General features: G+C 60.1%; 9 protein-coding genes, 1 tRNA gene and 2 pseudogenes. 6 read left to right on the top strand and 6 right to left on the bottom strand.

Annotated elements, in window-relative coordinates; all coding sequences use genetic code 11:
• Both F4V54_RS11635 and F4V54_RS08380 read left to right on the top strand, forming a co-directional pair.
• A pseudogene (locus F4V54_RS11635) lies at nucleotides 1-380 on the top strand (hypothetical protein); the annotation flags it as partial.
• A gap of 46 nt (nucleotides 381-426) precedes the next feature.
• Nucleotides 427-847, top strand: a pseudogene (locus F4V54_RS08380) (transposase); the annotation flags it as partial.
• A 213-nt stretch (nucleotides 848-1060) separates the two neighbouring features.
• On the opposite strand, the gene F4V54_RS08375 reads toward F4V54_RS08380, so the two are convergent.
• Nucleotides 1061-1134: transfer RNA gene (locus F4V54_RS08375), tRNA-Arg, on the bottom strand.
• A 196-nt stretch (nucleotides 1135-1330) separates the two neighbouring features.
• On the opposite strand from F4V54_RS08375, the gene F4V54_RS08370 reads away from it, so the two are divergent.
• On the top strand, nucleotides 1331-1873 hold the full coding sequence (locus F4V54_RS08370; protein WP_150386848.1) for a YceI family protein: 543 nt from the start codon (nucleotides 1331-1333) through the stop codon (nucleotides 1871-1873).
• Here F4V54_RS08370 and F4V54_RS08365 read toward each other — a convergent pair.
• From F4V54_RS08365 to F4V54_RS08345, 5 genes are all read right to left on the bottom strand, one after another.
• Nucleotides 1870-2349 carry a MarR family winged helix-turn-helix transcriptional regulator gene (locus tag F4V54_RS08365; protein ID WP_150386847.1) on the bottom strand — a complete coding sequence of 160 codons (480 nt, stop codon included), beginning with the start codon at nucleotides 2347-2349 and terminating at the stop codon, nucleotides 1870-1872. The two genes, F4V54_RS08370 and F4V54_RS08365, sit on opposite strands and share 4 nt — an antisense overlap.
• Before the next feature lie 71 nt (nucleotides 2350-2420).
• Nucleotides 2421-5075, bottom strand: coding sequence for an AAA family ATPase (locus tag F4V54_RS08360; RefSeq protein ID WP_150386846.1), 2655 nt, complete (start codon nucleotides 5073-5075; stop codon nucleotides 2421-2423).
• Nucleotides 5075-6226, bottom strand: coding sequence for a metallophosphoesterase family protein (locus tag F4V54_RS08355; protein WP_150386845.1), 1152 nt, complete (start codon nucleotides 6224-6226; stop codon nucleotides 5075-5077). Before F4V54_RS08355 ends, F4V54_RS08360 begins: the two co-directional genes overlap by 1 nt.
• 59 nt (nucleotides 6227-6285) lie before the next feature.
• The gene (locus tag F4V54_RS08350) at nucleotides 6286-7158 is read right to left on the bottom strand and encodes an SWIM zinc finger family protein (RefSeq protein ID WP_150386844.1); all 873 of its coding nucleotides are present in this window, start codon (nucleotides 7156-7158) and stop codon (nucleotides 6286-6288) included.
• 3 nt (nucleotides 7159-7161) lie between these two features.
• Nucleotides 7162-10170, bottom strand: a complete 3009-nt coding sequence (locus F4V54_RS08345) for a DEAD/DEAH box helicase (protein ID WP_150386843.1) — start codon at nucleotides 10168-10170, stop codon at nucleotides 7162-7164.
• A gap of 178 nt (nucleotides 10171-10348) precedes the next feature.
• On the opposite strand from F4V54_RS08345, the gene putP reads away from it, so the two are divergent.
• From putP to F4V54_RS08330, 3 genes are all read left to right on the top strand, one after another.
• Nucleotides 10349-11941 (top strand): sodium/proline symporter PutP, encoded by a 1593-nt coding sequence (gene putP, locus F4V54_RS08340; RefSeq protein WP_150386842.1) that lies wholly within the window; start codon nucleotides 10349-10351, stop codon nucleotides 11939-11941.
• 6 nt (nucleotides 11942-11947) lie between these two features.
• Entirely contained in the window at nucleotides 11948-12571 is a 624-nt protein-coding gene (locus tag F4V54_RS08335) for an HNH endonuclease family protein (RefSeq protein ID WP_150386841.1), read from the top strand.
• Between the two features lie 209 nt (nucleotides 12572-12780).
• Nucleotides 12781-13263 carry a hypothetical protein gene (locus F4V54_RS08330; RefSeq protein WP_034662455.1) on the top strand — a complete coding sequence of 161 codons (483 nt, stop codon included), beginning with the start codon at nucleotides 12781-12783 and terminating at the stop codon, nucleotides 13261-13263.
• Nucleotides 13264-13483: the final 220 nt, after the last annotated feature.

Genomic DNA, 13483 nt, shown 5'->3' with positions numbered 1-13483 from the left:
CGGGTGGCAGGGCCGGGGCAGGCGCAGGTGGTTCTTGTGCGCTAGGTGCCCGGGGTGGGTTTAGCACCCCACCAGGAGCCGGTGGCGGTGCAGGTACCGGTGGTGTGGGGCCAGCACCAGGCAACGGGCCAGGAGCCGGTGGTGTGGGTGCTGGTAGCCCAGGTGCAAGCCCACGAACCGGCGGAGCTGCCGGTGCTGGTGCTGGTGGGTACGGTGTTGGTCCTGCTGCTGGTGCTGGCCGCGGTGGGCGTAACGGACAAAACAAACGGGGCCGGGTACAAGCAGTCACCTCAGCAGTAGAACGTGAAGGCAACCTCAAAGCACTTCTTGGTGAAGCACCCGAAGTCATCGGCGCATGGGTCCGCGAACCCAAACGCTAGGCTGCGCGGGAACAAGTGAGGATGCAGACGAATCCCAGCCCCTCCAACCTGTCCGAACTCGATGGTGCAAACCTGTATCGTGCACTTGATTCGGGCTGCGAACCGGTGGGTGTCCTACCAGGACCGCAAACGCGTTTCCAGCGCGCTGCGTGCGATCTACACTGCCGCAAACGAAGACACTGCCCGTGCCAGTTTGGATGCGTTCGAGGCTTCTGAGCTTGGTCAGAAGTACCCGCAGTCGGTGAAAGTCTGGCGTGGCGCGTGGGAGCGGTTCGTGCCGTTTCTGCAGTTCCCGCCAGCGGCACGCAAAGTGCTCTACACCACTAATTCGATCGAATCGCTCAATGCTTAAGTTGCGTAGAGCGACTCGTAACGGGGGGTAATTCCTGAACGATACTGCAGCGCTGAAGACGTTTTGGCTGATGATCTGCAGTATTGAAGATAAACGTGCTGCCCAACGCTCGAAGTAGAACAAACTCGCCGTTGGGTACGACGGCCATGTCGGAGGATCGAAACCCAGGACGCTTCAGATCGACGAAACCCGCGACTACCAAAAAGCAATCTGGAAACCATAACGAAAAACCGGCTGACTTCCGCTCTGAAAAACCAGAACAAAACCAGCCGGTTTGTCAACGATGTAGCAACTCATAGTGTCAACTATGACGCGACTCATGACAGCGCGTCCCCGACAGGATTCGAACCTGCGACCTTCGGTACCGGAAACCGATGCTCTAATCCACTGAGCTACGGAGACAGTGAAACTGTGCAGCTAGTGCACGTGCTGTAGCAGCGCTCTTTAATCTAGCACTCCCCTGCCGCGGTCTCACAAACAGGTCGGTGAGAGAAAAGTGCCAATGCCGTTGACACATCAAAGCCATCGACTTAGCATGGGACTATGCCCCATTTGCGGACATGTCAACATATTTCGACGAACGATTTAAGGAGTCGCCATGACCGACACTCTCACCGGAACGTACGACCTTGACACGACCCACTCCACCGTTGGTTTCACCGTGCGCCACGCGATGGTCACCAAGGTCCGCGGGAACTTCAACGACTTCCAGGCAACCCTGACCGTGAACCAGGAAAACCCGGCAGACAGCAAGGTGGAGGCGACGGTGGAGACCGGGTCCGTCGATACGCGAAACGCTGACCGTGATGCGCACCTGCGCAACGAAGACTTCTTCGATACCGATAAGTACCCGCAGATGACCTTCACGTCCACCTCTTTCGATGTGGATGCTTCCGGAAACGGCACCGTGACCGGCGACCTGACCATCAAGGGCACGACCAAACCGGTCACCCTCGACGTGGAGACCTTTGGTACGGAGGTTGACCCTTATGGCAACACCCGCGTTGGCTTTGAGGCCCGCACCACCATCAACCGCAAGGACTTTGGCATTGACTTTGAAGCACCGCTGAACTCCGGTGGTGCGCTGGTGGGTGAGAAGATCGCCATCGAGATCGACGGCTCTGGCATCAAGAGCGCCTAGTCGGCGCAGGGGGCGTCTGTACCGTCTCCGGCGGCCAAGATGCCCTCAAAGAACCGCGCAATAGCGGAAACATCTTCGGGCGCTAGGTGGTCAAAGACTGCCCGGCGCACCGTCTCCACGTGGTCAGGTGCAGCCTGTTCCAGGTGCTTCATTCCCGTATGGGTGATGCACACCACCACGCCCCGGGCATCGCCCGGGCTTTTCTCTTTAGACACGAAACCACGCCGCTCCATGCGCGTGATCTGGTGGGATGTCCGCGAGCGGTCCCACCCCAACTCGGTGCACAGTTCGCGCAGGCGCAAGCGCCGCTCGTCGGCTTCGGACAACGCAACCAGCACAGCAAATTCCGGGCTGGATAGGTCCGCGCTTTCATTCAAGGCGGTATCGACCACCCGGTCGAGTGTGCGGCGGGCTGCTAGAAGCAACCGCCAGAACGCCTGCTCTTCATCGCTGAGCCAGCGGGGTTCGGTTGTCATACTGGCCAAGACTAGTCAACAGCAAGGTCAGCGCGCGAATCGATCTCGCCCCGGGGGTCATCCCCCACTGTCTAGCCGCGCTCCTTTAATTCCTGGATCGAAGCACTTTTAACAGCTGCCACCCGATCAAACCGTTGCGGGAAACACGTCAAAACAATGACTTGTGAACGCTCTCCTACCTGCGTAAACAGTGCGTTCATCAGCTCAAGACGTGCGGGGTCCGTGGCACCCAGTGCATCATCAACGACCACCGGCATGGCGCCCACATCGTTACCAGCAACCATGTCGGCAATAGCGAATCGTGTCAGCAGCGCCATCTGTTCCTTCGCGCCACCAGAAAGCTGGTTCAGATCAACCGTCGTACCATCCAATGTGCGGGCTGTCACCTGCAGCGACTCATCCAGGGTGAACTCCGTGCCGGGCCCAAAAACACGGGAGGCATATCGTTGCAGGGCCTGGGCAAACGGTGCTGCATACTTGGCGCGCGCCGCATCGCGGTGATCAACTAAGGTGCGGTGCAAGAGCTTCACCGCAGATGCTTGTCTGTGCAGCCTGTCCCGCCGCACCCTCGCCGCCTCAAGCGCAGCCTCCGCCTTGTCCAGAATCTCCGCTTCGCCTTCCGCACTCGTGACCCGGAACCCGAGTTCCAGCTTGCGATCGCGGGCAGCATCGTAGCGGCGTGTGAGGTTAGCCACGCGGTTCGCTGCCCCCGCGCGCAGACTCTCTGCTTGCTCTGGATCCACGGTGGCCACCTGGCTGGTGAGCTCCTCCGCCTCAGCAAGGGCCTGCTTTTCAACGCCAGCGGCTTCCTCCGCTGCGGTGGCGAGGTCAGAATCGCTGATTTTCTCCCGCGCTGCATCGAGTTCCGCTTGGGCAACGTCACGGCTGGCTGTGTGGTTGGCCACTCGCGCTTCGATATCAGCCAGCTTGGCTGCATCCGGCTGGGCAGCAAGTTGTGCAAGTTCAACTTCCAACACGTGTGCTGTTTCGCTGGCTTCTTTCTCCTCCGTGCGGGCAGCCTCAAGCGCCGCATCAGCCTCCTCAACACTGAGGATGGCAACACCATTCCTTTCAGTCTCATCGGAGCACATTCCGGCGAGATCGCGCAGCCGTGTCAGCTCCTGGCGCAGCTCATCTGCTTCCCTGCCGCGGAGGATGCTGGCACGGCGGGCGCGGTGGGTGGTGAGCGTGGCGGCAAGGTCCCGGTGTGTGTCGCGAAGCTGACGTGCATCTTCCAACGTGTCACAGCCAGCGGCGTGCAACGTGCGTGCGAGTTCAGCTTCTGCGTCCTCAACAGCATGGGACGTATCCGTCGTGCCGGGGGCAGCACGGTACGTTAACGTGACGTCCCCAATGGAGAGTTGGACGCCATCCTGCAGGGCGAGGGACTGGGCTCGGTCCCCTACTTCGACCTCGTCCCCATTAACGGTGATGGTGGTCGTCTTCGCTGCGGTGAGATCAATACGGGCCGCTGCGGCGTCAAGCAGCCGCTGTTGCAGGGCGACATTCTGGCTCGCGCTCTCAATGGCACGAACGTCATCGTCCGTGACGGGTCGTGCTGGCGTGGCTGCCAGGACATCGGCAATCTCTTTTTCCACACGGTCAAGCTCACGGACTTGCTCTTCGACTTCGCCGATGCGCTGCGCCGCGAGGGCGAGCTCGCGAGCATGTTCGCGCTCTGCGGTGGTGGTGCGGGCAGCGGCTAACACCTCACGTGCTCGGGTATGGGCAGTTTTCTTCTCCGCAATGCGTGCGGATTCGGCCTCTGCTTTATTCCGCGCGGGCTCAACAAGTGCCTCCAGTTCCACGAGTTCGACTGCGGCTTTCTCTGCACGTTCGGCCAGGGCTGCGCGGTGCTCAAGATCAGTTTTCGCTCGCTGGTGATCCGAGGTGGCGCGCTTAGCTTTCTCCTGTGCCTCAGTCAGCTTGCCGGCGACCTCTCGCGCGGCGGCTGCTTCCGCTTCGCGCTGTTCGAGTTCCTTCTCCGCATCAGGAAGTTCCGCGGTGATCATACGCATCTCGTGTTCACTGCGCGCGTATACATCCACGTCATCCTCGTAAGCAGCTTTGCGTGCAGTAGATTCACGCACGGCCTCTTCAGCCGCCCCGACCGCGGCATCCGCCTCTTTGAGGTTTTGTTTCTCCGCACCCGATTTCGGGGAGAAGAACTTCTCATATTCCTTCTGCACTTTCTGCATCAGGCCCGAATCGTCGAGGGTGTCTGCCCCAGCATCCGTTCCCGTCTGCTCCAACACGCGGGTGAAGGAGGGAATGCCAGCAGCTTCGATGACGTCGGTGAAGGAGCCTTGGCGCATAAACAATGCGTCGAAAAGCTGCTCATCCACATGTTCCTCGAGGATCTCTCGCAGGCGGTTGTGGGCCTGTTCCCCTGTCAATTCCTCACGCTTCGGCGCGATGATTTTCAGCTCGGTTTTTCCCTTGGCTCCTTTAGCAAAGCTCTTGTGCACTGTGAAGGTATATGGTCCTACCGTTGCCCCGAGCTCTACAGACGGGGTTTCATCGCGCCCAATCGGGTTCAGCGCGCGGATATTCGCCGCGGTTGAGGTGTGCTTGGCGGTAAGCACTGCGTCGAGCGCGTCGAGAATCGTGGACTTTCCGGCCTCGTTGTCACCGTGGATGAGGATCACCCCGGTATCCGGCACATCCGTCAGCGCAAGGTGCTCTACACCACGCACGTTGTCAATGACCAGGTTGTGGATTCGCATTAGTTCGCCTCCTTGCTCAAACGGAACAACAAGTTTACCGCATCACGCGCGGCAGTTTCACCCGCTGGGGCGTCAGCAGCGCTGGCGATGAGCTCCGTCATCGCATCACGCGCATAACCCGTGATGGGGAGAGCCTCAAGTTCCTCATCGCTGGGTTCTAAGTGGAGGTCCATGATCCGCTCGCGCTCAAACAGCGCACCGAAAACGTGCTCCCTCTCTCCCAGACCGGCTTCCAACTCTCGGGTGGCCTCCAACCCCAAGGTGCCCGCCAGCGAGTACTTCACCACCGTGCGACTCTTCTCCGGATACGCATCCAACTCAGCCAGCACGTGCTTCACATCCTCACCGTCAGCGACATCCCAGTGCAGTGCCTCAAAGGTCCACTCACCCACCTGATGTTCGCTCACCTCGATGTCGTGCTTATCGATGTCCACCACCAACGCCTTCCCCGAATTCACTTCATTCCCGGCCACGTTCTCCCGCCGGTCATGAAAGTCCGTGGTTTCCGGCGAGCCAGAGAACCAGATCCGGCCGCTGGAGCCGACGGGACCTGCGGAGTGGGTATCCCCCAACGCCACGTAATCAATGACACCGTCTTTCAACGCGCGTTCCATTTTCGGAAGTGAGAGAAGCACCTCCGACTCGTCCCCACTGCGCCCCTCTGTCTGGCCGTGAGCAACAAGAATGCGAATAGAGGAGGTGGGCTCCAGCCCCGCAATCGCCTTGGACGCGAGATCCTCAGAGGCATAGCGTGCCAGTAGCGGCGCACCGACAATCTCCACCCCGGGACGGTGCTCCACCGGAGTGCTATCGCGCAGAACAGTGATGTTGGCGCGCTCGTCTGCTTTCTCCATGGCAGCGCCAGGTACTAACGGGTCATGGTTGCCTGGCAACAGGTACACCGGCACCGGTAGCGCGTCAATCGCATCGAGAGCACGGCCCATCGTGCGCTCACTCAAGGCATTGGCATCAAACACATCGCCGGCGACAACGATAAATTCCGCTCCTGTTTTCACCGCGAGGTCGCCGAGGCGGGTGATGGCGCGGAGCCGAGAGTCGTCGAAACGCGATTGTGCCTCCTCATTGAGAAACCACCGCGTCATTCCCAATTGGAAGTCCGAAGTATGGATAAAAACAAGCCCGTCACTCATGCTGTCCACTTCTATCAAAGGGGTGCGACACGCCACCGCAAAATTCGAACATGCGTGCGCTAACTCCGCGTTAGCGCGTCATACAGATCCTCCAGATCTGACACCGCTCGCAATTGATCAATATTGGTAAAAGAAATCATCTGCATGGCCTTATGCAGCAAATCCAAATCCGAATCCTCAATCATCGGAGCAACCTTTGGCTGTGGTAGATCCGGCAACTCATGGCCCGCCCAGAAGAATTCCGAGCCTTCCGCCGCGGACGCCATTGCCCGCTGCCCCGCTGTTTCGCGCAACTGCTGATCCAGCGTGTTCACGTCCAGGTTGCGCAGGCGGAAGACAATGCTCGGATCTGAATCCACCAACTCCGCCGCCTTGATGGATACGGCTACGGCGTGCTTGCATACATCGGAAAGATCCGGGCAATCACAGCGATAGCGGAAACGTTCGCTGCCACTGGCGAAGAGAATGTCCAACAAGCCGCGGTCAAACGTGCCCCGGCGCGCACGGTCCAACAGCTTCGGCTGGCGCGTGATCATGTCCAGCGCCTCTGCAATCTCCGGGCCTTCGCGGTACGGAAGGATGACTAACACGTTGAAGGGCTCGTTCTGGGAGCCCGCAACTGTGCCGGTGAATCGTCCGCTTTCCACGCGGACTTCCAGCACGTTGCCACCGTCTGCGTAGCGGCGCCCCCTGGCAAAACGTCCCTGGTCCGTGGCACGTGCAGCCGCATTCACCAACAACTGGGCAGGGTCGCTGTACTCCAACTCAGTTCGCTGCGCAGCTTGTTCTTGCCGCAGCGTCCACGCATCCTTAATCTGCTGCGCCTCCACCCGCTCATCAACAAGGCGGTGCGTTTCTTCCGGGGAATTCACCTTCTTGCGCTGGTTGAAGTTCACCCATGTGACATTGTCTTCGTGCGGTCGCTGTGCCATGGTTTACTCCTTTCCCCCATCGCGGTAACTCATCAACGAAGCCAGATCCTCCGTGTCTAGCTCCGTGATCCAGCCTTCACCTTCCCCAATAACAGCACCAGCGAGCTGCAGCTTGCCGTCCAAGATGTCCTGAATGGATTCCTCCATCGTCCCGCGCGTGATCATCTTGTACACCTGCACGTTACGGTCCTGCCCGATGCGGTATGCACGGTCCGTGGCCTGGTTTTCCACCGCCGGGTTCCACCACCGGTCCATGTGAATGACCATGGAGGCCGCAGTGAGATTCAAACCGGTGCCGCCGGCGCGGAGGGACAAGATCATCGCCCGCGGACCATTCGGATCTTGGAATTCAGCCACCATTGCATCGCGTGCTGTCTTACTCACTCCACCATGCAAGAACGGGATCTCCTGCCCAAGCCTGTCACTCAAGTACGGCTGCAGAATGTCACCGAAAGCCTTGTACTGGGTGAACACAAGCACGCGCTGATCCGTCTCCACCGCTTGATCAATGAGCTCCATGAGCATGGCCACTTTCCCGGACCGGTGTTTGCCTTTCTCCGTCACCGGAGAACCATCGGCCAAGTAGTGCGCCGGATGGTTACAAATCTGTTTGATGCGCGTGATGGTGGACAACACAAGCCCCTTACGCCCAATTCCAGTGCGGCTTTCCAGCTCTTTCTGCATTGCCTCCACCAGCGCGGTGTACAGCGCCGCCTGCTCAGGAGTCATATCTACCGTGACCACCTGCTCGGTCTTCTCCGGCAGGTCCTCCACGATCGCCGGATCGGATTTCAGGCGACGCAACACAAAGGGTGAGGTGAGCCGTTGCAGCCGATCCTGCATGGCATCCGCCAGTTCCTCGTCCCGGCGCGATTCAATCACCTTGGCAAAGTGATTGCGGAAAAACGCCTGGGAGCCCAGGATGCCGGGGTTTACAAAATCGAGGATGCTGCGCAGTTCCGCCAGTCTGTTTTCCACCGGCGTACCCGTCAGCGCGATGCGGTGGCGCGCCGGAATCGCACGCACGCTTTTCGACGCCTTCGTTGCCGCATTCTTAATCGCCTGCGCCTCATCCAACACCACGTGATCCCAGTCCACCTGGCCAAGAGTTAGGTAGTCACGGCCGGCGACGCCGTAGGAGGTGATGAGGAGGTTTAGCTCCCCAATCCACTCCACGAGCTTGTCCCCCTTCAAGCGATTGGAACCGTGGTGGACACCGACTTTCAGGTCCGGCACGAAGCGTTCGGCTTCCCGCGCCCAGTTGCCTACCACCGATGTCGGGGCAACCACGAGCGTGGGTCCGGTCTTCTCCTTCTTCTCCGCTTCGACGGCCAGCAGGGTGAGAAGTTGCAAGGTCTTGCCCAAACCCATGTCGTCCGCAAGTACAGCGCCGAGCTGATTACGCGACATGAAGTAGAGCCAGTCCACTCCCCTGCGCTGGTAGTCCCGCAGCTCCGCATGCACCGTGTCCGGGATCTCCTGCCGAGTGGGGGCGGGCCGATCCGTACCTCCGATGAGAGCTTGCATCCATACCGGGGAGTGAGCATCCCCGATGATGTCCAAGCCACCACCGTCGTGCTCCGTGGATACTTCCAACGCCAACTGGCGGAGCTCTTCGGCGGTGATCAGACCTGAGTCCACTTCCTTCTTGTTCAGGGACTCAATGTATTTGCGGGACTTAGCCAAACTGCGGGTATCTGCCAACACCCACTGGCCGCGCAAATTGATCAGCCCGGATTTGGAGCTGACCAGGCGGCGCATCTCCAACTCAGTGAGCTCCGTGTCCCCCAGCGCCAGCTTCCAGTCATAGGCCACCAGCTGATCCACACCAAAGCGGCGTACGGCCCCCGGATCCCCTGAATCCGGTTCGGACACCGTCAACTTCGCCGTTGTTTCCATGCGCTGCCACGCCGCCGGCAACATGATCTTCACGCCATGTGCACTCAAAAGGCTGGCGGTTGTGCCCACCAAACGCATGATCTCCTCGGTGGACAAATAGGAATCCCAATCACCGTCACGCTCAGTCGTCGGCGTGAAAGGATGGCGCGGATGCTTATCCGGGTCCAACAAGTCAGTGACAGTCACTGCCTTACGCAATTGGTCCCGCAAACTCGCCAAAGAGGCCCGATCTAATTCACTGACACGAATCGGGCGCGGAGCATCCCCACCAGCACGCACCTGCGCGCGAACAGGCCACTGCAGGACATTGGATGTGGTGGGTATTTCGGCGGGGTCCCCCGCGTCGTCGATAAGCTGCTCATCGACGGGTTCCTCCACGATGAACACAAGCTGCACATTGACCGCGGTGATAGACCCGTTCCACTGCGCGATCTGCTTCGACACATCCGAGCCGCCACGACGCAATGCAGATGACGTGAGCAGTGCCTCCGCGAAATCATGCCACGGGTACACGCGAGATTGCTCACGCTCATCGGCGAGCAACGCCGTGGCGATCCAATGGACCAGATTAGTGGCCACATCCTCATCCAAATTCATGTTGTTCGCGGTGATCACCCCCGGCGCGGCAGCAATCATCGCGGCGAGCCACCCGCGCTCCTCCAGCCCCGTTCCCAACTTCCACTCGGGGAACCACAGCCCCTCGATCGGGCGCACATGAATACTCACGCGCCCGGCGCGCACAAACCGAATCAGACCGTTGTACAGGCGAATGATCCAGTACAGGTCTGGTGCGATGGCTTCCCGCTGCGCCGCGGTGGCTGCCGGGGAATTCTCATCCAGCATGGCCACGGTGCTAAGGAACTGTACTGTCTCTGCCGGTGAGAACGCCGCTGTAGGAACCTTGAGCTGCAGCTGCTTGCCCTTCGGAGTTTGCAGTTTCACCGAATCACGGCGGCGGAAGCGCGTATCCTCTAAGAAACTTTCCACCACGGCGGGGAACGTTCCTTCAGGCACCTGCGAGGGCATCACAATCTTGTGTCCCTCCACACGCTCAACCCACAGGTTGAGACCTGACCCGGGCAACCACAGGCCGTGCAGAAGGAATTTAGGCATAAGGTCTTTTCTACCACTGCACCGCGACACTGACCTCCCCAGCATCAATTCAGAAAAGAGCCAGTGACCCCGCCCACACCCTGCGTGCGATATTCTGACCACACTTTCCGCCTGCCAGATGACAGGTGTGACATTTTCTCTTGCCCACTATGCAGATCTACGCAGAAAGGACGTGCGCATGTCAGATAACACCTGGATCATCATCGCCGTCATCACCTACTTCGCAGTCATGCTCGGCATCGGCTACTACGGCTGGCGCAAAACCACCGCCTACAGTGACTACGTCATCGGTGGTCGTGACCTGCCCGCCTTCGTCGCAGGTATCTCTGCTGGCGCATCCGACATGTCCGGCTGGCTCCTCATGGGTCTGCCCGGCGCCCTGTTCGTCTCCGGTATGAGCGAACTGTGGATCGTCATCGGCCTCTTCCTCGGCACATGGGCTAACTGGCAGTGGGTGGCCCCACGCCTGCGCGCCTACTCCGAGGTGGCCAACAACTCAATCACCCTGCCCAGCTTCTTTGAAAACCGCACGCACGATCAATCACGTGCCCTGCGCGTCATTGCCGCCCTGATCATCATCTTCTTCTTCACCTTCTATGTCTCCTCCGGCATGGTTGCAGGCGGCCGCTACTTTGAGTCCACCTTCCAGGGCGACTACGCCTGGGGCTTGCTCATCGTTGGCATTATCACGGTGATCTACACTTTCATCGGCGGCTTCTTTGCAGTGTCCTACACCGACGTTGCGCAGGGCCTGCTCATGTTCGCTGCCCTGGCCGTTGTGCCCATCATGGCGCTGCTTGCCATTGATAACCCCGGCGATATCTTCTCCTACCCCACCAACCACGCCTACGGCCCGTGGCCGGAGGGCAACCCGGACTTCTTCAACTTCTTCACCGGCGTGTCCGCCGTCGCTATCATCGGCAACCTGGCGTGGGGCCTGGGCTACTTGGGCCAGCCCCACATTGTCACCCGTTTCATGGCACTGCGCAGCCCAGCTGAAGCCCGCTCCGGCCGCAACTCAGGCCTCATCTGGGTGGGTGTCTGCTTCCTCGGTGCCATCTTCACCGCCATCATCGGAGCGAGCTTCTTCGGTCAGACGGCAAACTCCGTGACTGACCAGAAGGGCTTTGAAACCATCTTCCTGGACATGACCCGCATCCTCTTCCACCCACTCATTGCTGGTCTGGTCCTCACCGCGGTTCTGGCCGCCATCATGTCCACCATGTCCTCCCAGCTGCTAGTCACGTCCTCTGCGCTCGTGGAGGACCTGTTCAAGGTCTTTTCCAAGAATGCCCCTTCCCAGGCCACCCTGCTCATCGCATCCCGCACGATGGTCATTCTCGTGGCCGTCCTGGGCATGGTCATGGCCCTCAACCCGTCGGATACCATCCTCGGTCTCGTCGCATTCGCTTGGGCCGGCTTCGGATCTGCGTTCGGCCCTGTGATCATCGCCTCCTTGTACTGGCGTCACCTCACCTCACAGGGCGCCATGGCAGGCATGATCGTTGGCGCCCTCACCGTGTTCATCTGGGGTTCCCTGCCCGCCACCTCGGCGCTTATCTACGAGATGGTTCCGGGCTTCGCCTTCGCCACCATCGCCATGGTTGTGGTGTCCCTAGCCACCAAGCCTTCTGCCGAGTCTGAGGCCGAGTTTGACCGCCATATCAAGATCATGGACTACACAATTGCGCACCCGGAATCCAGCTTTGAACAGGCAATCTCCAGCATTTCTGTGGCCGAAGGGAACCAAACCGGTTCTGGCGCAGTCTAAGGAGGTATGAAGCCCTTCCATATTTATCTCGGGGCACTGACCGCACTCACGCTTGCGGTCGTGCCCCTTCCGTATGTCCGCACACCGCCTATCGACGCCACCTTCACCCTCCCGTCTCGCCCCACCGCCCCCGACTACTCCCGGGCACAGTTCGGCGACGGCTGGGCCTACCAACCCACCGGCTGCACCACACGCGAAACAGCCATGGCCACTGCCTACAACCAGCCCACCTGCTCCGTGTCGTACACCCAGTGGGAACCAGTGACCATCACCGACCCCTACACCGGCGCTCCGCTTCCCCCCGCCGACGTGGAGCTCGACCACCTCTTCCCTCTCCGCGCCGCCTGGGACATGGGCGCCCACTCCTGGCCCGACGAGAAACGCCTCACCTTTGCCAACGACCCGGCCAACCTCATCGTCACATCCTCTACCGCCAACCAAGCCAAGTCCGACAAACTCCCCAGTGAGTGGCTTCCCACCGCCCGGTCCTACCGCTGTGACTACTCCCGCCGACTCGCCGCCGTTGCCAACGCCTACGACCTCCCCGTCACCCGCGCCGACAAAGCCGCCATGCGCCGGGCCTGTGCCACCCTTCCTGCTTTGCTCGGGCTGCCGGCACTGCCGTTCTAAAAAGAGAGAAGCCCACCGATGCCGTCGCACCCCCTCATGTCATGGGTGAAAGATTTTACATGCCACTGAAAGTAGATTTTTAAACCCGCAGGTTGAGGTTTTCTTCTGCCGGATAGTTACAGTCGCAATGTAATATTTTTCAGCGCTTCCACGCGCTGAACCCCAACCACCGCATGCAAAAGCCGACTCACCCCGTAAAGTGGTGACTCATGAACACCTTCCTCATTTTCCTACACGTCGCCGCCGCGATCATTCTGATCGGCCCCGTCATGGTGGCCACGTCCGCTTTCCCGAAAGCAGCCAGTGAAGCCAATACCGGTGACGCCCACGCTGTCGGTCGCGCGGCGTATCTGCACCGCATCTCCACCACCTACGGTTTGATCTCACTGCTCGCGCCGCTCCTTGGTGCCGCGGTGCTGGCTTTCGACTTTGAAACCTACCGTTCCAACTACTTCCTCCACACCGCGATCGTCCTGTCGGTGCTGGCCTGGGGTTTCCTGTTTGCCATGGTGATCCCGCAGCAGCGCAAGATCGTGGGCTCCCTGGGTGCCCTTGACCCTGCGGAGGCTGACTCCCGCGATGTTGCCGCCAATTTCGAGTCCGCCCGCGTCAAGGCTGCTGCCGGCGCTGGTATCTTTAACCTACTCTGGGTCCTGGTGCTCATCTTGATGTTCCTGCCGTCCCCGGCTTAAACTTCACCGCCCATCGCAGACAACACAAAAGGCGCCATCTCACATCAATGAGATGGCGCCTTTTCGCGCTGTTAGTTGGTCGCGCTAATCCCGCCAGTGGCGCTTCTCGCGTCCCTTGCCGCGGTATCCGCCTCGGCCTCCGCGATCATCCCGGCCTGAGCGGCCCGAACGGTAACCACCACGGCCACCGCCACGCCCACCACGGCCACCGCGATCACGG

It is taken from the genome of Corynebacterium tuscaniense (assembly GCF_008693065.1).
In the GTDB taxonomy this organism is placed as follows: Bacteria; Actinomycetota; Actinomycetes; order Mycobacteriales; family Mycobacteriaceae; genus Corynebacterium; species Corynebacterium tuscaniense.
Note: the sequence above shows the minus strand (reverse complement) of the source record. Positions and strands in the feature narration are given on the sequence as shown.